This window comes from Niallia sp. WK069_GA_01 (assembly GCF_983173855.1).
The window spans coordinates 4,670,001-4,689,106 of sequence record NZ_OZ470138.1 but is presented as its reverse complement, the minus strand read 5'-3'; the positions used below and the strand labels follow the sequence as shown (position 1 = coordinate 4,689,106).

The window sequence follows — 19,106 nt, the reverse complement described above, 5'->3', positions numbered from 1 at the left end:
TAATATAGTTACAAGAAAAACAATTGGCAAAAAGAATATCTTATACTACAAAGGAATGGGGGGAATAAAGAAATGATAAAGGAAAGATTATTCGCTGCCATAAGCGTTGGTTCACAGTCTGTGACACTTAAAATATATGATACAAGATTAGAAAAAGCTATTGAAACGAGAAAGGCAGATGTATCCATTGGCAGTGATATTTATACATATAAAGAGATTGAACATACAACTGTTTTAAATACGTGTAATGCGTTGGCCGGATTTGTACAAGCCATGAAAGAATATGGGGTCACACAATGGCGTGCAGTGGCGACAAGCTCAGTTCAGGAAGCAACTAATGCTTATTATATAAAAGAACAAATCTATAGAAAAACTGGTTTAGAGCTAGAATGGCTATCGAATGCAGAAGAACGATATTTGCATAATCAGGCAGTTGCGTACGGTACTGATAATTTTCAACAGTTCATTCATGACGGAACGATGCTGATAGATATTGGTTCAGGCAGTATTCAGCTGACTGTTTATAATGAAGGGAATTTTCAGTTTTCAAGAAATATAAAGCTTGGTCCTCTTCGTGTACGCGAGCTTTTAAAGGATTTAGAAAGAAAAGTTAGTCAGTTCACAGAGTTAATGGAGGATTTTATCTTAAGTAAAATTGATGCTTATCAACAGTTTGCTACTCCGAAAGTAAAGATTGAACATTTTATTTTAATAGGAACAGATTTATTGGCATTTAAACGGGCTTTTACAAAAAAAAATAGAGAATGGATTACAAGAGAGCATTTTGATGGTATTTATAATACAATTTTATCGCATCCGGAACAGGAACTTACTAAAAAATATATGGTGTCTTTAGACGCTGTATCACAACTCCTGCCATCAGCTATGTTAGTCAAAAAATTATTGGAATGGACAGGAGCAAAAAAGATTTTTCTTTCCACTGTGGATTTAGTGGATGGATTAATTGTCCATGAATACATGAGAAACAAGAAAAAACGTTCAGATGCATTTTTATATGCAGATATCTTGGAAGCAGCAAAGCAAATGGCTGCTCATTATCAATGTACAGAAAAAGATAGAGTCAGTGTTGAAAAATTCGCTTTGCATTTATTTGACCGTTTAAAATCATTGCATGGATTAAAGAAAAGAGATCGCCTGCTCCTGCAGCTTGGAGTGATTCTTCGTAATATCGGATCTTTTGTAACCGTAAATTCCCACTACTTACATTCTTATTATTTAATAAAATCAACGGAATTAATTGGTATTTCAGAGGAGGAACAATTGATCGTCGCTAATTTAGCAAGATATCACAGTTGGTTGACGCCAACGGAAGATGGTATGCATTTTGACACAATTCAGACGGATGTACGTCTACGTATAGCGAAGCTCGCAGCAATATTAAGAGTTGCAGATGCATTAAATGACAGCAAACAGCAAAAGATTACTTCGATTCGCGTGTCGGTAAAAGAAGAAGAAATAGTCATTACACCTAATTCAAAATATGATTTGTCTTTAGAAAGATGGACGTTTATAGATAAAGCTGAATATTTTGAAAAAGTTTATGGAAAAAAACTCAATTTTAGGGGGTAGCAGTATGAATGAGTGCAAACATTTTATAAACCGTGAAGTCAGCTGGCTTTCATTTAATCAAAGGGTATTAGAAGAAGCGCGAGACAAGGAAAATCCTCTATTAGAACGTTGTAGATTTCTCGCTATAACAGCAAGTAATTTAGATGAATTTTTTATGGTGCGTGTGGCAACATTGGAAAAACACTCTAAGATTCCATACGGAAAGCGAGATATTGCTGGTTTAAAGCCAAAAGAGCAACTAAAGAAGATAGAAGAGCTGACTGTACGAATGATTGAACAACAATATACTACCTATAATAGAATGCTAGTCCCCTTATTAAAAAATGAGAATATTGATTTCGTTAAAATGAATCAGTTGTCTGATGAACAAGCTAAATTTATTAAAAAATATTTTAATAAATTTATTTATCCGGTTTTAACACCAATGGCAGTAGATTCTTCACGACCCTTTCCGTTAATATCCAATCGTAGTTTAAATATTGCTGCATATATTCAGAAAAAAGAAAAGACAGAAGACAACATAAGATTTGTAACTGTACAAGTGCCGGATGTGATAGAACGAGTAATTCAGATTCCAAGTGAAGGTGCTAAACAATTTATTTTATTAGAAGAAATTGTCCGAAATAATTTAGATAAATTATTTATTGGATATAAAGTACTAGAGACTACATGTTTTAGTATTATTCGTGATATGGATTTTGAAGTGGAACAAGATGAAATTATCGATTTAGTGGAAGAAATAGAAAAAAAACTGCGTGAGCGTGATCGAGGAGCAGTGCTTCGTCTGGATATAGAAGTGGATACAAGTGAAAAAATGAAGACGAAGTTAAAAGAGTCTATCCATGTTGTAGAGAAAAGATTGCACGAAGTAAATGGGCCGATTGATTTAACCTTTTTGTCGTCATGGTCAAATATACTTAGTGATTCTGATGAATTATTATTTGAGCCGAAAAGAAGTTATATAAATGAAGAATTAATTAATAATAATATCTTTGAGACAATCACAAAAAAAGATGTATTACTGCATCACCCGTACGATTCTTTTGAACCAGTAGTAGAACTAATTCGTCAAGCTTCTGAGGATGAACAAGTGTTAGCGATAAAAATGACGCTTTATCGCGTGTCTGGAAAATCCCCTATAATTAAGAGTTTAGAAAGAGCGGCGGAAAACGGTAAAGAAGTAACCGTTCTTGTTGAATTAAAAGCTAGATTTGATGAAGAAAACAATATTAACTGGGCACAACGGTTAGAAAAAGCAGGGTGTCATGTTATTTATGGTCTAGTTGGTCTAAAGACGCATTGCAAATTGACACTAATTGTTCGTAAAGAAGAATCGTCGATAAAACGGTATATGCATTTAGGAACGGGAAATTATAATGACAGCACAGCACGCTTTTATACAGATATGAGCCTTTTGACAAGTGATACACAAATTGGAGTAGATGCTTCCAACGTATTTAATATGTTGTCTGGATATTCTGAGCCTCCTTATTTTAATAAACTGGTGATGGCGCCGCTTTGGCTTCGTTCTGAATTAATGGAACAAATTAATATCGAAATAGAACAAGCGAAATCTGGATTACCAGCATCTATTTATGCAAAGATGAATTCCCTGTCGGATCGAAAAATAATTGAAGCATTTTATAAAGCATCTCAAGCGGGTGTGAAGGTTCACTTAATTGTTCGCGGAATCTGTTGTTTAAAGCCTGGTGTAGAGGGAATAAGCGACAATATTACTGTCCATTCCATTGTAGGTAGATATTTAGAACACACAAGAATATATATGTTTGGATCCAAGCAGGATAGACGTGTATTCTTAGCAAGTGCAGATCTTATGCCAAGAAATTTAGACCATCGCGTCGAACTTATGTTTCCTGTAGAAGATGATGCTGCGAAACAAGTTATCATTGAATCATTTGAAATAATGCTTGCAGACAATGTAAAAACAAGAGTAATGGATTGCAACGGTCAATACCACAAGATTGATCGCCGTGGAAAAGTCTTATTGCATGCGCAAGAACATTTTGCATTGGAGGCTGAAGAAAAAATAGAAACGAAAAAAGCAGATCATAAATGGAAAAGAACGTTTATCCCCGTATACGGGCAGGAAAAAAGAAGTAATGACATGGATATAGAGGAACAGTATATAGAACATAATTTAAATAAATAAATTTGTTTCATGAGGAGGAAGGACTGTGAAATATTATGCAATTATTGATGCAGGCTCTAATTCATTTCGTCTTCTCGTAAAGGAGGTTGATGAAAATGGGGTATCAGATACAGTAATAAAAGAAAAGAGTATGGTTCGTCTTGCAGAAGGTATGGAAAAAGATGGTTTTTTGCAAGAGAATGCAATGAAAAGAGCGGAAGATGCGCTAATCGATTTTAAAAAAAGGACAGAAGACTTCTCTGATATAGAGTGGAAACTAATAGGGACCGCCGCCATCAGAAATGCAAAAAATGGACAAGATTTTTTGAAACGAGTAAAAGCAGCCATTGGATTAGAAATGGAAGTAATTAGTGGGGAAAAAGAAGCGTATTATAATTATCTTGCGGTAACGACATCATTAAAGGTAGAAAGTGGCATTATTGTGGATACAGGTGGTGCAAGCTGTGAGATAATTGTGATTGAAAATAATAAATTAAAGCATTTAACCAGTTTGCCATTTGGTGCGGTTACTCTTACAGAAGCATTCTTTAAAGATGATAATAGATCAGGAGATGCACTTTTTCGTGGGACTATGTATATTGAAGAAAAACTGAAAGAAGTAGAATGGTTTATGGAAGGGGTCAATCTGCCGATCTATGCGACAGGAGGATCGAACCGCTGCCTAGCAAAAGTATATCGAAATCGCCTCCGGGAACAGAATAATTTATTAGCATTACATGGACTAACGATGACAAAAAAAGAAGTGTATAGCATTTTTTCTGATATTCTGTCAAAAGATAAAAATGAACGGAAGCAAATACGAGGATTATCTAAAGAACGTTCTGATATTATTATAGGTGGACTTCTTCCAGTAATTACAATAATAAAAATGCTAGATAGTCCTAAGCTAATTGTATCCGAACAAGGTTTGCGAGAAGGCGTGCTGCTAGAACAGTTAGGAAGCTAGGGTTAATTGTCGCTGATTGCAAAGACCTTCACTTAACTTCACTATAAACGGGCAGCAGAACCCCATTAATTTATATAATAGGAAAAGAATTAACATAGATAAAAGCTGCCTCTCCGTCCATAAACGTAGAGGCAGCTTTTATTCAATGGGAAGATTCATGAAGTTAGATTGCTGTTTAGCTCTGCCGTCTAGGTAACACAAATACCAGCTAATATAATTTAAAGGGGGAAGTAACATTAAAATTGATGAATGACTTGAAGAAACTGGGCCTTTAGCGCGTGAAAGTAAGCATGGTGAGACTTTCAGGCCAGAGGTAACAGTAAGAACCAACAAGCCGTCCTCGGTAAGGGAAGTGTATCCAGAATGCAGGTCAATATCAATAATCTATATGAAAAGAGCAAAAAGAATCATTCAATCGAAGAGTTTTCCAAATTGGATTGACAAGTTATCGATGCAGTAGAATAATTTATAAAAAAACTATCTTTTTTTAACAGAAGGATGTGTCACTATCAATGGAAATAAACCCTGCTTTCTATCGGGATACATGGGTGGAAATTGACTTAGATTTTATTAAGGGAAACATAATGAGGCTGAAAAAAAGGCTGCGACCAGATACAAGACTATTTGCGGTGGTAAAAGCGAATGCATATGGACATGGAGCATTGCAAATTGCTCAAACTGCATTACTGTCAGGTGCAGACTATTTGGCGGTTGCGTTTTTAGATGAAGCAATCCAGTTAAGGAAAAATGGAATAACTGCACCGATACTAGTTTTAGGCGCTGTTCGACCGATAGATACTCCTATTGCAGTTGAATACGAAATAACGGTTACTATGTTGGAAGCAGACTGGCTAAAGAAGACAGCAGAGGTTTTAGATTCCAACGATACTTTGAAAATACATATTAAGCTTGATACTGGTATGGGACGAATTGGATTAAGGAAAAAAGAAGAGATATATGAAGTAGAATGTTTGTTAGCTTCCCATAAAAATATAAAAGCGGAAGGAATTTTTACACATTTTGCGACAGCAGATGAAACAGATTCTATCTATGTACAAGAACAGCTTGAACGTTTTCAAAAGATGCTTTCTTGCTTTTCCAATAAGCCTTCTATTGTTCATTGCAGTAATAGTGCAGCAAGTCTCTTATATCCTGAAATGCAATTTAATGCAGTAAGAATGGGAATATCCATGTATGGTTTAACTCCTTCTTTAGATATAGAGAAAAAATTACCTTACCTTTTAAAAGAAGCTTTTTCCCTACATACTCAAATTGTACAAGTAAAAAAACTGCAAAAAGGGGACAAAGTGAGTTATGGAGCAACGTATGAGGCTTCAGAGGAAGAGTGGATAGGGACACTGCCGATCGGATATGCTGATGGATGGTTAAGAAAACTTAGTGGTCAAGAAGTGCTGGTGAACGGGAAAAGAGTGCCCATAATAGGGAGAGTTTGTATGGATCAGTGTATGATTAAATTGCCCTGCTGCATGGAAGTGGGTACAAAGGTTACATTGATTGGACAACAAGGGAATGATGTTATATCTGTAAATGAAATTGCTGCGAAATTACAGACGATTAATTATGAAATTACATGTAGCATTTCTAATAGAGTGCCGCGTGTATATAAAAACGATGGGAAAATAATAGACATTATTAATCCATTAGTGCAATAAAGTTCTAAAAAAATATGGAATAAACTTGTGATGTTAGAGTTTAGAATTTGATGAATCATTAAGGATAAAAGCGTAAAAAAGAAAGTATTTTTGCAGAAATAGAGTATATTTAAGAAATCTTTACGTATTTATGCATAAAAGATACATTTTTTGGTGGATAATACATTTGAATTGCTGAATGTACTTTGCAGATTGTGTTATTAATGGTATGATTGGAAAAGTAGAGCTAATTATGGTGTGTAGTGATGGTGGAGGTGTATGTTTGTGTCAGAATCAGGCGCAACAACAGAGATCTTGATTAGATTACCAAAACATTTGTTAACTGAATTGGATGGCTTCGTAAAGCAAGAAAATGTTAATCGTAGTGAATTCATTTACCAAGCAACTAAAATGTATCTTCGTGAACGGAAAAAGAGACATATCCGGGAATCCATGAGACGAGGTTATATGGAAATGGCTAAATTAAATTTATCCATTGCATCAGAAAGCTTTCTCGCAGAATATGAGGCAGAGAATACAGTAGAACGTCTTGTAAGCGGAGGGTAATCCTTTGATTGTTAAACGTGGTGACGTTTATTTTGCAGACCTATCCCCAGTTGTTGGCTCAGAGCAAGGCGGTGTCCGTCCTGTACTTGTCATTCAAAACGACATCGGGAATCGGTTCAGTCCCACAGTCATTATTGCAGCAATTACGGCTCAAATACAAAAGGCGAAATTGCCGACTCATGTGGAAATTGACGCAAAGCGATATGGTTTCGAAAGAGATTCAGTAATTCTTTTAGAACAAATTCGCACGATAGATAAACAGAGGTTAACGGACAAAATCACTCATCTTGATGATGAGATGATGGAAAAAGTGGATGAAGCCTTACAGATAAGTCTAGGTCTCATAGAATTCTAAAAAAAAATGGTGCGCTCTTATGGATAAGGGCGTTTTTTTCTTATATTTTCTCAAAAAAGTGAGCAGAAAATGATTTTGCTCACTTTTTTTGTATTTAAGACAATAGTGGAAGGTTAGGAAATAGATAACCATTCATTAGGAAAAGTAACCTCTTTCTTTTCTTTCCTGCATTAGTTAAGCTAGCAAAGTGTCTTTCATTAAATATTTTTCTTTTTTTAAAAAAGGGGTTTAAAAGGTTAAAAAAAGGGTATATAAAATAGTCGAATAATAATCACCGCCATTATATAGATATATATTCAATCAAATTATCAATTTATATATATAAATGTGCTTTAAAATAGAAACTATCTTTTATTATGATAAAATGGAGGAAAGGCCGTGAAAAAGGAATTTGCAGATTATATACAGTCTAATCAAGAGGAGGTCCTTTCTAATTGGCTTAACCTAATGAAGGAAGACAAGGATGAAACGACTGAACAATTATGTTCGGATAAATTGTTTTCCGTAACTGGTCAAGAATATGTTAATCTCTTCACGATGCATTCACTGGATTTAGATGGAAAGTTTAATGATAAACTGCTTCTGTTTATTGAGAAGGCAGTCAGTTTAAATTGGCCTCTATCCTTTTTGGTAAAAGGATTACAGACTTTTGAAGAAATAATATTTCAAGCAATGGAGAAACAAGAGGCGTTTGCCGAAAAGGATTCACTTGAATATGTTCGTGATTTTCATAATTGGCTTAACCCGCTATGTAGTAAAGTGATTCGTACATATTCGAATATTTGGGAAAGAACAGTATCTATGCAAAAAATTGCGCTTCAGGAATTATCTGCGCCCCTTATTCCAGTATTTGATGGCATTACAATCATGCCGTTAGTGGGAACCATTGATACACAAAGGGCGAAGCAAATTATGGAAAATTTATTGGATGGTGTGGTAAAACATCGCTCAGAAGTAGTACTCATTGATATTACTGGTGTTCCAGTAGTTGATACAATGGTGGCACATCATATTATTCAGGCAACAAATGCTGTAAGGCTAGTAGGTACAAAAAGTATGATTGTCGGTATTCGGCCAGAGATTGCACAGACAATTGTTAATTTAGGGATTAACTTAGAACAGTTTGAAACAAAGAATACTTTAAAAAAAGGCATGGAAAGTGCTTTAGAATATACGAATAGAAAATTGGTTGAATTGGGGTGAATAAAGTGAGAATACCAATATTAAAACTTCATGATTGTTTACTTATATCTATCCAGTGGGAACTGGATGATCAAACAGCTTTGCAATTTCAGGAAGATTTATTAAATAAAATCCACGAAACAAGTGCTAATGGTGTTGTTATCGATTTAACGTCTATCGACTTTATAGACTCCTTTATTGCAAAAGTATTAGGTGACGTAATTGGTATGTCAAAACTAATGGGAGCGAAAGTTGTGCTTACAGGAATTCAGCCTGCTGTTGCCATTACTTTAGTAGAACTTGGCATAAGCTTAAATGATGTATTAACAGCCTTGGATTTAGAAAAAGGTTTGGAGAAATTACAACAGGAATTGGGGGACTGACCTATGGGGGACCAATCCTGTGTAAAAATAGTGAATGAATGGGACATCGTAGCAGCACGTCAACTAGGAAGAAACGTTGCTAAAGAGCTAGGATTCGGTACTGTGGATCAGGCTCGCATTACTACTGCCATTAGTGAATTAGCGAGAAATATTTATTTGTATGCAGGGCAAGGACAGATATGTATTGAAAAGCTGGCAGAGAACGGAAAAATAGGACTGCGGTTAAGTGCTGTTGATAATGGACCAGGAATTAAAGATATTAGGCAAGTTATGCAAGATGGATTTTCAACATCTGGCGGATTAGGGGCCGGGTTGCCTGGTGTAAAACGACTGATGGATGAATTTGATATCGAAACGTCTGTGGGACAAGGTACAGATATTAAAGCTGTAAAGTGGCTTAGATAGGAGGGAGATAAATGGAGTTCCGAGAAATGATGGATTCTAAGTATCGAGATCTTCTAGTGAGTTATATAAAAGATGAATCTGAACAGGCCCTTTATCAAGGGCAGAAGTTTAGTAGGAAATCGATTGAACATAAAATATCACCAGAAGATATTATTAGCTTGCACAAATATTTAATGATTGATTTATACCCTGATTTACCAGAACATGTGATAAAATCGTTTGATATTTTGCTGGAGGTAATGATCGGATATGGTTTTGCCTATCGTGAACATCAAAGTCTTCGTCATGTACAGCAAGAAATCAGAAGTGAGATGGAGATTGCGGCAAATGTCCAACAGACACTTTTAAGCACTGAAATTCCCTCTTTAGCCGAATTGGATATAGGTGCTATTAGTGTACCAGCTAAAATGATGAATGGAGATTATTACCATTTTGTAGAAGACGAAGGGCATTCGATTAGTATTGCAATTGCTGATGTAATCGGAAAGGGCATTCCTGCTGCGCTTTGTATGTCGATGATAAAATATGCGATGGATAGCCTTCCGGAAAATAGGAAGCTTCCTAGTAATGTGCTGGAGAACTTAAATCGGGTTGTGGAACAGAATGTTGATCCAAGCATGTTTATCACAATGTTTTATGGCAGATATGATATTCGGTCACATATATTCCATTATGCTTCAGCAGGACATGAGCCTGGTTTATTTTATGATGCAAATACAGGAGGATTTAGTGATCTTGAAGCGAAGGGTCTTTTGCTTGGGGTAGACAAAAAAACAAAATATGAACAAGTGAAAAAAGAAATAAATCCAGGTGATATGATTGTTTTAATGTCTGATGGTGTAACGGAATGCAGAACAGAAGAGGGATTTATTGAAAAGGAAAATTTAATCGGTTACATAAAAAAACATATGCATTTAAAAGCGCAGGATGTTGTCGAGAATGTATATAAGGAATTAGAGAAAATCCAAGATTTTCAGTTAAGAGATGATTTTACATTAATTATTTTTAAAAGAGAGGTTTAACGTATTCGTTTATTGGGTATTTAACAAAGACGTAATAATGTTAAAGGTGGGTCGTGTATGAACATGATAATAGATGTGAAAGAAAAAGAGTTAGATGTTGAAGTAAAGATATCCGGTGAAATAGATGCGTATACAGCTCCTAAGCTTCGAGAGAGAATTTATGCTTTCTCAGAGAAGAAAGGAATTAAAATGGTTGTGGATTTAGCAGATGTTAATTATATGGATAGTACAGGCTTAGGTGTATTTGTAGGCATATTTAAAAATGTTCGTGCAAATGATGGAGAATTTAAGTTGGTGAACTTATCCGATCGTTTAAAGAGACTATTTGAAATTACAGGTTTGGCAGATATTATCGATATTACAAGTAAGATAGAAGGTGGAATTCAATGACGCGTGAGTTTGAATATATTGAAATGAAAATCCCCTCTAAACCTGAATATGTAGGTATTATCCGATTAACTTTATCCGGTATTGCAAGCAGAATGGGTTTTACTTATGATGAAATTGAAGATTTGAAAATAGCTACTAGTGAAGCTTGTACGAATGCTGTTCAACATGCATACAAAAATAAAGAGGCAGGCGAAGTTTTAATAGGATTTCGACTTTTTAATGATCGTCTAGAAGTGGTAGTTGCGGATAATGGAAAAAGCTTTGATTTCCAATCTGCAACAAAAGACTTAGGTCCGTATGAACATAATGATTCTATTGAATTTCTTCGTGAAGGAGGATTAGGTCTTTATTTAATTGAAACACTTATGGATGAAGTTAGAATTCATCATAATGGTGGTGTGACTGTTTTTATGACGAAATACCTTGAGGGAGAGCAGGTGGAGAGGGATGCAGAGACAATCTCAACCTAAGCACCAACTAACAAAAGAGCAAGTTAATGAATTGATTAAGGCATATCAATTAAATCAAGATGCAGATGCTCAAGATGCTCTTGTTAAGAACTATCGTTATTTAGTGGAAACACTTGCAAGGAAATATTCAAAAGGTAGAATGTTTCATGAAGATATCAGTCAAGTAGGCATTATCGGCCTCTTAGGAGCAATACGCCGTTATGATGAAAGTTTTGGAAAGAGTTTTGAAGCATTTGCGGTTCCAACCATTATAGGAGAGATAAAGCGCTTCTTGCGGGATAAAACATGGAGTGTACATGTTCCAAGAAGAATTAAAGAATTGGGACCAAAAATTAAAAAAACAGTAGAACAATTAACAACAGATTTACAACGATCACCAAAGGTAGAAGAGATAGCGGAATATTTAGAAGTATCCGATGAAGAAATCTTGGAAGCGATGGAGATGGGGAAAAGCTATCAAGCTTTATCTGTGGATCATTCTATAGAAGCAGATTCTGAAGGTGGTACAGTAACCCTTCTTGATATAGTAGGAGATGTTGATCAAGGATTTGAACGAGTGAACCAAAAGCTTGTTTTAGAAAAAGTTCTTCACGTGTTATCAGAACGGGAGAAAAGCATCATTCAATTCACCTATTTGGATAATTTGAGTCAAAAAGATGCTGGGGATAAACTGGGCATATCTCAAATGCATGTTTCCCGACTTCAACGTAGAGCCATAAAAAAACTACAAGAAGCCATTCATGCAGAAACAAATAACTCGGAGTTTATTCTATGACTGCTTTAAAAGATAGTCATATTCATGTACTTGCACATCAAACAATCAAAAAAGGGAAATTGTTATGCGGAGACAGTTATTTTTATACATCAACTGATCAATACTTTATCTGTGTTTTGGCAGATGGATTAGGCAGTGGGGAATTTGCAAATGAAGCTTCGGAGGCTGTTACAGACATAGTTGCAGAGTTTCATAATGAATCAGTAGATGCGTTGATGGAACAATGCAACAGGGTAATGGTAAAAAAAAGAGGTGCAGCTGTTTGTGTATTTAAAGCGGATTACAAGACAAGAAATATCATGTATAGCTGTGTTGGTAATATTCGCTTCTTTTTATATTCTCCTTCTGGAAAGTTAACCTATCCGTTGCCTGTAACAGGTTATTTATCCGGCAGACCTCAAAATTATCATACGCAAAGTTTTTCCTATGAGGCTAATTCTAAATTCCTTGTTTTTTCCGATGGCTTTAATATACAAGGGGTAAAAGAGATGCTTAAAGGATATATTCCCCTTCGAACAATTGCAGATACGATTATGGACAAATATAAAAATACGGATGATGATTCTACCTTTATTCTTGGAAGCTTGCTCTAATAGTAAGCTTTTTCTTTTTGTGCTTATAATGCAGAAGAGTTTGGTACAATAGCAATAGAATACCTCAATAACTGTTTTAGTTATTCTGCTGCAGTTAATAATTGGAGAAAATAAAAATAAGGTGTAATGTATTATTAGTACATTATTTGAGTTTTTAGGAAGGATGAGTGAAGGATTTTATGGAGAAATTAATGGATAAAAAACAAGATTATTTATCTATAATTGCAAAAGAGCAATCGATCACCCAAAAACAAGTCAAAAATGTTATTTCATTGTTAGATGAAGGGAATACAGTGCCTTTTATTGCTCGTTATCGGAAAGAGCAAACTGGTGCCTTAGATGAAGTGCAAATAAAGGCGATTATGGATCGTTATCATTATATCCAAAACCTCGATCAGCGTAAGGAAGAAGTAATTCGAATTATTGAGGAACAAGGGAAGCTTACAGAAGAACTGCATAAAAGTATAATAAAAGCGATTAAGCTACAAGAAGTTGAAGACCTTTATCGACCATATAAACAAAAGAGAAGAACGAAGGCAACGGTAGCAAAGGAAAAAGGGTTAGAGCCCTTTGCAGATTGGTTAATGACTAATATAAGCAGTGATTCTGTAGAAGAAGAAGCGAATAAATACATATCAGAACAAAAAGAAGTGTTATCAATTGAAGATGTAATGAATGGAGGAAAGGATATCATAGCGGAGAGGGTTTCTGATGATGCAGAAAGCAGAAAGTGGATTCGTACTAAAACCTTTACCTCAGGAGTAATTTCAACGGCAGCAAAGGATTCAGAAAAAGATGAAAAAAATATTTACGAAATGTATTACGAATATGAAGAGCCAATAAACAAAATTGTACCACATCGAACATTAGCGTTAAATAGAGGGGAAAAAGAAGATGTATTAAAAGTAGGCATTAAAACTCCTTCTGATTCTATTATAAATTTTTTAGAGAAAAAGTGGCTGCTTAAAGAAGGGTCCACTTCAAACGAATGGATAAAAGAAGCGATTGAGGATGGATATAAACGATTAATTCAGCCTTCTATTGAGCGAGAAATAAGAAGTGAATTAACAGAAAAAGCAGAAGAACAGGCCATTCATATTTTTTCGGAGAACTTGAGAAATCTGTTGCTTCAGCCACCTTTAAAAGGAAAAATGGTATTAGGAGTAGATCCAGCTTACCGGACCGGGTGTAAATTAGCGGTAGTAGATGAAACAGGCAAGGTTTTAGAAATCGGGGTTATTTATCCACATCCACCAGCCTCCAAAACGAAAGAAGCTGCTGCTAAGTTTCAAAATTTATTAAAGAAATATGCTATTGAAATGGTTGCAGTTGGAAACGGCACTGCATCTCGGGAAACGGAACAATTTGTTGTGGACATGCTGAAACAGCAAAATAGAGAAGTGTTTTATTTAATTGTAAATGAAGCTGGTGCGAGTGTTTACTCTGCGTCTGATATCGCTAGAGAGGAGTTCCCTGATTTTCAAGTAGAAGAAAGAAGTGCCGTATCGATTGCTCGAAGACTTCAAGATCCACTTGCTGAATTAGTGAAAATCGATCCAAAGTCTGTTGGTGTGGGACAATATCAACATGATGTATCGCAGAAAAAACTATCAGAATCCTTAACCTTTGTTGTAGAAACAACGGTAAATAAAGTTGGTGTCAATGTGAACACGGCATCTTCCTCACTATTGCAATATGTTGCTGGACTATCGAAAGCGGTTGCCAATAATATTGTGAAAAAGAGAGAAGAGGAAGGTAAATTTAATAATCGAAAACAATTAAAAAAAATCCCTAGATTAGGTGCTAAAACTTATGAACAGGCCATTGGCTTTCTGCGGATAATAGATGGAGAGGAGCCTTTAGACCGAACAGGCATCCATCCAGAACATTATGATGAAGTGAAAAGTCTGTTGAAAAAGATGGGATTGTCATCAAAAGATATTGGTACAGCGGCTCTAAAAGCGGAATTAGCAAATTTAGACTTATTGAGCATTTCAGCTGAATTAGGAATAGGTGAATTGACTTTAAAAGATATTGTGGATGCTTTAGCCCGTCCTTTCCGAGATCCCCGTGATGAAGTTCCTGCTCCATTATTAAGAAAGGATGTTCTTAAATTGGAAGATTTAAAAACAGGAATGGAATTACAAGGGACCGTTCGCAATGTTGTTGACTTTGGTGCATTTGTTGATATTGGTGTAAAACAAGATGGTTTGGTTCATATATCTAAGTTAAGTAATAAATTTGTAAAACATCCATTAGATATTGTAAGTGTAGGAGATGTTGTAACTGTCTGGGTGGATGGAGTAGATCAGAATAAAGGAAGAGTTGCTTTAACTATGCTGCAGCCTAGCGATCAAAACTAAAATAGAAAGATGCCTTTTAAGTTGAGATTATCCTAAAAAAGGATGATGGCCTTAAAAGGCATTTTTATTTACTAATTGAGGAAATTAGGAATTGTGCTTTTTTCTATAATAATACCAACATTGATTCAAGATTTTTATTTGATATCTATCTTTTTTATAAAAAGCTTTTTTCATTTGATTTTGTAACCAGTTAGGCATTGGTATCCTCCTTTCGTTATGAAATGGAGTGAATTTTTTATTTCAATGATTTTTATTAGGGAATGTTATGTGCAGGAATAGGGTAACTAGTGTACATTAAAGTTGTTTAAAAAAATATATAGTATAGTATGCTGGAATGGTTTGTCTTGTTGAGGAGGAGGATTATGACAGATAAGGAGCTGCAATCTTTAGTTGAAGACATTTCGATTAAGTATTTTGGAGAAGCATTTTTACATAAAGCATTGTTTAATGGAAGACTTCGCACAACTGGCGGAAGATACTTGCTGAACAGCCATAATATAGAGATAAATAAAAAGTATTATGAGATATTTGGAGCAGAAGAATTAATTGGTATTATTAAACATGAACTTTGTCATTATCACCTTCATATTAAAAAAATGGGATATCAGCATCGAGATGCTGATTTTAAAATTCTTTTAAAAAAAGTGGATGCTCCAAGATTTTGTTCTAGTTTACCTGTTGAGCATACAGCGAATAAAAAGAAGAAAATGATTATTTATCAATGTCAATCTTGCCATCAGTTGTATCAAAGGCGTAAAAAAATGAATCTGCAAAAGTATGTTTGTGGCAAATGCAGAGGTAAATTAAAGATGAAAGACATTATATCGTATTAATGTTTTGTATTTTCATTATATGATTACGGAGGATGTCTACATAACTATGGATGGGAAAAGTCCTTTTTAGGGAGGTAAATAAGTAAGTTTGACTAATGGTATGTATTTGATAAGCAGTTAGGGTGTTTTGTGAAAAGAAATTGGTTGAGTGAGCTTTCGGTGTTAGGGAGGAGGTTGTGATTATTCTTTTTTAGCTGCTATGTATTATAGTAATGGTGCTACTGCTTATAAACTTATTCTTTTATGTAGGGAAGTCTAAAAAGAGATTTTTTAGGTTTGGGATAATTTTTTTAAAAAAGTTGCTTGACTTTCTATTGTTATGTTCTTATAATATGAAGAGTCGACAAAAGCACTAGAGAAATTGCTTTGTAGATTCTGTTGAATTGTAAGGACAAGTTTTATTGTTCCGCAGTAGCTCAGTGGTAGAGCAACGAGCAAATTCTTCAATGATTTGCTGCGAGTTGTACTCATCGAGTCTCATCTTGAATTAACTTTCTGAGATGAGGACATTCAAAGAATAGCAAGTCGAGGAAGTAATTATTATTGTTCCGCAGTAGCTCAGTGGTAGAGCATTCGGCTGTTAACCGAACGGTCGTAGGTTCGAGTCCTACCTGCGGAGCCATATATTGGGGAAGTACTCAAGAGGCTGAAGAGGCGCCCCTGCTAAGGGTGTAGGTCGTGTGAGCGGCGCGAGGGTTCAAATCCCTCCTTCTCCGCCAGAAGTTTTTTGTTTTTGATTATTATGGCCCGTTGGTCAAGCGGTTAAGACACCGCCCTTTCACGGCGGTAACACGGGTTCGAATCCCGTACGGGTCATCTTTTGTAATTTTATACTTTTTAATTATTGTGGTCCCGTGGTGTAGCGGTTAACATGCCTGCCTGTCACGCAGGAGATCGCGGGTTCGATTCCCGTCGGGACCGCCATTATTGGGCTATAGCCAAGCGGTAAGGCAACGGACTTTGACTCCGTCACTCGTTGGTTCGAATCCAGCTAGCCCAGCCAAGAGCCATTAGCTCAGTTGGTAGAGCATCTGACTTTTAATCAGAGGGTCGAAGGTTCGAATCCTTCATGGCTCACCATTTATTTTTATTATTGCAACATGCGGGTGTGGCGGAATTGGCAGACGCACTAGACTTAGGATCTAGCGCCGCAAGGCGTGGGGGTTCGACTCCCTTCACCCGCACCAAATACAACAAATGAAATCATTATTTAATGATACAATGCAGTTTACCTCTTGTAGTGCGGTCGTGGCGGAATGGCAGACGCGCTAGGTTGAGGGCCTAGTGGGGGTTAACCCCGTGGAGGTTCAAGTCCTCTCGGCCGCATCGAAAAAAAGTGTTGACAAAAGAAAAAGAATGTTGTATTATTAAAAAGTCGCTTTCGAGAAAATATGCGCCCGTAGCTCAATTGGATAGAGCGTCTGACTACGGATCAGAAGGTTATGGGTTCGACTCCTTTCGGGCGCGCCATATTACGGGAAGTAGCTCAGCTTGGTAGAGCACTTGGTTTGGGACCAAGGGGTCGCAGGTTCGAATCCTGTCTTCCCGACCACTCTTGTCAAATGAAAGAATATAAAATACATAATGCGGGTGTAGTTTAATGGTAAAACCTCAGCCTTCCAAGCTGATGTCGTGGGTTCGATTCCCATCACCCGCTCCAATAAAAACCTAATTGCTCTTTGAAAACTGAACAAACAAAACGTCAACAATAAACGTTTATAACTAAGTTATAAACACAACAAGTAACAAAAAGCTAGAGTTTAGCAATGAGCTAATCTTACTCTTATATGGAGAGTTTGATCCTGGCTCAGGACGAACGCTGGCGGCGTGCCTAATACATGCAAGTCGAGCGGACTTAAAAAGCTTGCTTTTTAAGTTAGCGGCGGACGGGTGAGTAACACGTGGGCAACCTGCCTGTAAGACTGGGATAACTTCGGGAAACCGGAGCTAATACCGGATAATCCTTTTCTACTCATGTAGGGAAGCTGAAAGACGGTTTACGCTGTCACTTACAGATGGGCCCGCGGCGCATTAGCTAGTTGGTGAGGTAACGGCTCACCAAGGCAACGATGCGTAGCCGACCTGAGAGGGTGATCGGCCACACTGGGACTGAGACACGGCCCAGACTCCTACGGGAGGCAGCAGTAGGGAATCTTCCGCAATGGACGAAAGTCTGACGGAGCAACGCCGCGTGAGTGATGAAGGTTTTCGGATCGTAAAACTCTGTTGTTAGGGAAGAACAAGTACGAGAGTAACTGCTCGTACCTTGACGGTACCTAACCAGAAAGCCACGGCTAACTACGTGCCAGCAGCCGCGGTAATACGTAGGTGGCAAGCGTTGTCCGGAATTATTGGGCGTAAAGCGCGCGCAGGCGGTCCTTTAAGTCTGATGTGAAAGCCCACGGCTCAACCGTGGAGGGTCATTGGAAACTGGGGGACTTGAGTGCAGAAGAGAAGAGTGGAATTCCACGTGTAGCGGTGAAATGCGTAGAGATGTGGAGGAACACCAGTGGCGAAGGCGACTCTTTGGTCTGTAACTGACGCTGAGGCGCGAAAGCGTGGGGAGCAAACAGGATTAGATACCCTGGTAGTCCACGCCGTAAACGATGAGTGCTAAGTGTTAGAGGGTTTCCGCCCTTTAGTGCTGCAGCAAACGCATTAAGCACTCCGCCTGGGGAGTACGGCCGCAAGGCTGAAACTCAAAGGAATTGACGGGGGCCCGCACAAGCGGTGGAGCATGTGGTTTAATTCGAAGCAACGCGAAGAACCTTACCAGGTCTTGACATCCTCTGACACTCCTAGAGATAGGACGTTCCCCTTCGGGGGACAGAGTGACAGGTGGTGCATGGTTGTCGTCAGCTCGTGTCGTGAGATGTTGGGTTAAGTCCCGCAACGAGCGCAACCCTTGATCTTAGTTGCCAGCATTTGGTTGGGCACTCTAAGGTGACTGCCGGTGACAAACCGGAGGAAGGTGGGGATGACGTCAAATCATCATGCCCCTTATGACCTGGGCTACACACGTGCTACAATGGATGGTACAAAGGGCAGCAAAACCGCGAGGTCAAGCCAATCCCATAAAACCATTCTCAGTTCGGATTGTAGGCTGCAACTCGCCTACATGAAGCTGGAATCGCTAGTAATCGCGGATCAGCATGCCGCGGTGAATACGTTCCCGGGCCTTGTACACACCGCCCGTCACACCACGAGAGTTTGTAACACCCGAAGTCGGTGGGGTAACACTTTATGTGAGCCAGCCGCCTAAGGTGGGATAGATGATTGGGGTGAAGTCGTAACAAGGTAGCCGTATCGGAAGGTGCGGCTGGATCACCTCCTTTCTAAGGAAAATGGAATTTACATTCCATCACAGATTGTTGACGAGTTTGTTGTTCAGTTTTGAGGGAGCAATTCCT

General features: G+C 37.4%; 17 protein-coding genes, 11 tRNA genes and 1 rRNA gene. 28 read left to right on the top strand and 1 reads right to left on the bottom strand.

Features of this window, described 5'->3' with window-relative positions; all coding sequences use genetic code 11:
- The first annotated feature begins 72 nt into the window (after window positions 1-72).
- From AC5LWL_RS21855 to AC5LWL_RS21785, 15 genes are all read left to right on the top strand, one after another.
- Complete coding sequence (locus AC5LWL_RS21855) at window positions 73-1,590, top strand: Ppx/GppA phosphatase family protein (protein WP_493436254.1); 1,518 nt, start codon at window positions 73-75, stop codon at window positions 1,588-1,590.
- A gap of 4 nt (window positions 1,591-1,594) precedes the next feature.
- The gene (locus tag AC5LWL_RS21850; protein ID WP_493436253.1) at window positions 1,595-3,760 is read left to right on the top strand and encodes an RNA degradosome polyphosphate kinase; all 2,166 of its coding nucleotides are present in this window, start codon (window positions 1,595-1,597) and stop codon (window positions 3,758-3,760) included.
- Between the two features lie 25 nt (window positions 3,761-3,785).
- Window positions 3,786-4,706: a Ppx/GppA phosphatase family protein gene (locus AC5LWL_RS21845; RefSeq protein ID WP_493436252.1), complete on the top strand. Its 921-nt coding sequence runs from the start codon at window positions 3,786-3,788 to the stop codon at window positions 4,704-4,706.
- 512 nt (window positions 4,707-5,218) lie between these two features.
- On the top strand, window positions 5,219-6,379 hold the full coding sequence (gene alr, locus AC5LWL_RS21840; RefSeq protein ID WP_493436251.1) for an alanine racemase: 1,161 nt from the start codon (window positions 5,219-5,221) through the stop codon (window positions 6,377-6,379).
- Window positions 6,380-6,643: 264 nt separating this feature from the next.
- Window positions 6,644-6,925 (top strand): CopG family ribbon-helix-helix protein, encoded by a 282-nt coding sequence (locus AC5LWL_RS21835; RefSeq protein ID WP_493436250.1) that lies wholly within the window; start codon window positions 6,644-6,646, stop codon window positions 6,923-6,925.
- A 4-nt stretch (window positions 6,926-6,929) separates the two neighbouring features.
- Window positions 6,930-7,280 carry a type II toxin-antitoxin system endoribonuclease NdoA gene (ndoA, locus tag AC5LWL_RS21830; protein ID WP_019156408.1) on the top strand — a complete coding sequence of 117 codons (351 nt, stop codon included), beginning with the start codon at window positions 6,930-6,932 and terminating at the stop codon, window positions 7,278-7,280.
- A 378-nt stretch (window positions 7,281-7,658) separates the two neighbouring features.
- Window positions 7,659-8,483 (top strand): STAS domain-containing protein, encoded by an 825-nt coding sequence (locus AC5LWL_RS21825; RefSeq protein WP_493436249.1) that lies wholly within the window; start codon window positions 7,659-7,661, stop codon window positions 8,481-8,483.
- A 5-nt stretch (window positions 8,484-8,488) separates the two neighbouring features.
- Window positions 8,489-8,845 (top strand): STAS domain-containing protein, encoded by a 357-nt coding sequence (locus AC5LWL_RS21820; RefSeq protein ID WP_445490560.1) that lies wholly within the window; start codon window positions 8,489-8,491, stop codon window positions 8,843-8,845.
- Window positions 8,846-8,848: 3 nt separating this feature from the next.
- A complete protein-coding gene (locus tag AC5LWL_RS21815; RefSeq protein ID WP_493436248.1) occupies window positions 8,849-9,250 on the top strand; it encodes an anti-sigma regulatory factor in 402 nt (133 codons plus the stop codon).
- Window positions 9,251-9,261: 11 nt separating this feature from the next.
- Complete coding sequence (locus AC5LWL_RS21810) at window positions 9,262-10,272, top strand: PP2C family protein-serine/threonine phosphatase (protein ID WP_493436247.1); 1,011 nt, start codon at window positions 9,262-9,264, stop codon at window positions 10,270-10,272.
- A gap of 57 nt (window positions 10,273-10,329) precedes the next feature.
- Window positions 10,330-10,662: an anti-sigma factor antagonist gene (locus tag AC5LWL_RS21805; RefSeq protein ID WP_493436246.1), complete on the top strand. Its 333-nt coding sequence runs from the start codon at window positions 10,330-10,332 to the stop codon at window positions 10,660-10,662.
- On the top strand, window positions 10,659-11,132 hold the full coding sequence (rsbW, locus tag AC5LWL_RS21800) for an anti-sigma B factor RsbW (protein ID WP_493436245.1): 474 nt from the start codon (window positions 10,659-10,661) through the stop codon (window positions 11,130-11,132). Before AC5LWL_RS21805 ends, rsbW begins: the two co-directional genes overlap by 4 nt.
- Window positions 11,110-11,907 (top strand): RNA polymerase sigma factor SigB, encoded by a 798-nt coding sequence (gene sigB / locus AC5LWL_RS21795; protein ID WP_493436244.1) that lies wholly within the window; start codon window positions 11,110-11,112, stop codon window positions 11,905-11,907. The genes rsbW and sigB overlap by 23 nt, the downstream gene beginning before the upstream one ends.
- A complete protein-coding gene (locus AC5LWL_RS21790) occupies window positions 11,904-12,500 on the top strand; it encodes a PP2C family serine/threonine-protein phosphatase (RefSeq protein WP_493436243.1) in 597 nt (198 codons plus the stop codon). The genes sigB and AC5LWL_RS21790 overlap by 4 nt, the downstream gene beginning before the upstream one ends.
- Before the next feature lie 179 nt (window positions 12,501-12,679).
- Window positions 12,680-14,863 carry a Tex family protein gene (locus tag AC5LWL_RS21785; RefSeq protein WP_493436684.1) on the top strand — a complete coding sequence of 728 codons (2,184 nt, stop codon included), beginning with the start codon at window positions 12,680-12,682 and terminating at the stop codon, window positions 14,861-14,863.
- Window positions 14,864-14,947: 84 nt separating this feature from the next.
- Here the strand turns inward: AC5LWL_RS21785 and cmpA are convergent, their stop codons facing one another.
- Window positions 14,948-15,061, bottom strand: coding sequence for a cortex morphogenetic protein CmpA (cmpA, locus tag AC5LWL_RS21780; RefSeq protein WP_493436242.1), 114 nt, complete (start codon window positions 15,059-15,061; stop codon window positions 14,948-14,950).
- Between the two features lie 164 nt (window positions 15,062-15,225).
- Here cmpA and AC5LWL_RS21775 point away from each other — a divergent pair, with 164 nt between their 5' ends.
- The 13 genes from AC5LWL_RS21775 to AC5LWL_RS21715 all read left to right on the top strand — a co-directional run bounded on the left by AC5LWL_RS21775 (window position 15,226) and on the right by AC5LWL_RS21715 (window position 19,031).
- Window positions 15,226-15,696 carry a SprT family protein gene (locus AC5LWL_RS21775; RefSeq protein WP_493436241.1) on the top strand — a complete coding sequence of 157 codons (471 nt, stop codon included), beginning with the start codon at window positions 15,226-15,228 and terminating at the stop codon, window positions 15,694-15,696.
- A gap of 547 nt (window positions 15,697-16,243) precedes the next feature.
- Window positions 16,244-16,318, top strand: a tRNA-Asn gene (locus AC5LWL_RS21770).
- A 6-nt stretch (window positions 16,319-16,324) separates the two neighbouring features.
- Window positions 16,325-16,415, top strand: a tRNA-Ser gene (locus AC5LWL_RS21765).
- Between the two features lie 25 nt (window positions 16,416-16,440).
- Window positions 16,441-16,512: transfer RNA gene (locus tag AC5LWL_RS21760), tRNA-Glu, on the top strand.
- A gap of 32 nt (window positions 16,513-16,544) precedes the next feature.
- Window positions 16,545-16,620 (top strand) — tRNA-Asp (locus tag AC5LWL_RS21755).
- Window positions 16,621-16,624: 4 nt separating this feature from the next.
- Window positions 16,625-16,699, top strand: a tRNA-Gln gene (locus AC5LWL_RS21750).
- A gap of 1 nt (window position 16,700) precedes the next feature.
- Window positions 16,701-16,776 (top strand) — tRNA-Lys (locus AC5LWL_RS21745).
- 22 nt (window positions 16,777-16,798) lie between these two features.
- Window positions 16,799-16,883 (top strand) — tRNA-Leu (locus tag AC5LWL_RS21740).
- Between the two features lie 55 nt (window positions 16,884-16,938).
- Window positions 16,939-17,022: transfer RNA gene (locus AC5LWL_RS21735), tRNA-Leu, on the top strand.
- 67 nt (window positions 17,023-17,089) lie between these two features.
- Window positions 17,090-17,166: transfer RNA gene (locus tag AC5LWL_RS21730), tRNA-Arg, on the top strand.
- A 5-nt stretch (window positions 17,167-17,171) separates the two neighbouring features.
- Window positions 17,172-17,248, top strand: a tRNA-Pro gene (locus AC5LWL_RS21725).
- Window positions 17,249-17,282: 34 nt separating this feature from the next.
- Window positions 17,283-17,356: transfer RNA gene (locus AC5LWL_RS21720), tRNA-Gly, on the top strand.
- Between the two features lie 124 nt (window positions 17,357-17,480).
- Window positions 17,481-19,031: ribosomal RNA gene (locus tag AC5LWL_RS21715) — 16S ribosomal RNA — on the top strand.
- The last annotated feature ends 75 nt before the right edge of the window (window positions 19,032-19,106 follow it).

Coding starts and splice junctions, on each gene's coding strand:
- alr (WP_493436251.1), top strand. CDS start 5,219: ATGGAAATAAACCCTGCTTTCTATCGGGATACATGGGTGGAAATTGAC.
- AC5LWL_RS21815 (WP_493436248.1), top strand. CDS start 8,849: ATGGGGGACCAATCCTGTGTAAAAATAGTGAATGAATGGGACATCGTA.
- AC5LWL_RS21850 (WP_493436253.1), top strand. CDS start 1,595: ATGAATGAGTGCAAACATTTTATAAACCGTGAAGTCAGCTGGCTTTCA.
- AC5LWL_RS21805 (WP_493436246.1), top strand. CDS start 10,330: ATGAACATGATAATAGATGTGAAAGAAAAAGAGTTAGATGTTGAAGTA.
- AC5LWL_RS21775 (WP_493436241.1), top strand. CDS start 15,226: ATGACAGATAAGGAGCTGCAATCTTTAGTTGAAGACATTTCGATTAAG.
- AC5LWL_RS21810 (WP_493436247.1), top strand. CDS start 9,262: ATGGAGTTCCGAGAAATGATGGATTCTAAGTATCGAGATCTTCTAGTG.
- AC5LWL_RS21785 (WP_493436684.1), top strand. CDS start 12,680: ATGGAGAAATTAATGGATAAAAAACAAGATTATTTATCTATAATTGCA.
- cmpA (WP_493436242.1), bottom strand. CDS start 15,061: ATGCCTAACTGGTTACAAAATCAAATGAAAAAAGCTTTTTATAAAAAA.
- sigB (WP_493436244.1), top strand. CDS start 11,110: ATGCAGAGACAATCTCAACCTAAGCACCAACTAACAAAAGAGCAAGTT.
- rsbW (WP_493436245.1), top strand. CDS start 10,659: ATGACGCGTGAGTTTGAATATATTGAAATGAAAATCCCCTCTAAACCT.
- AC5LWL_RS21790 (WP_493436243.1), top strand. CDS start 11,904: ATGACTGCTTTAAAAGATAGTCATATTCATGTACTTGCACATCAAACA.
- AC5LWL_RS21855 (WP_493436254.1), top strand. CDS start 73: ATGATAAAGGAAAGATTATTCGCTGCCATAAGCGTTGGTTCACAGTCT.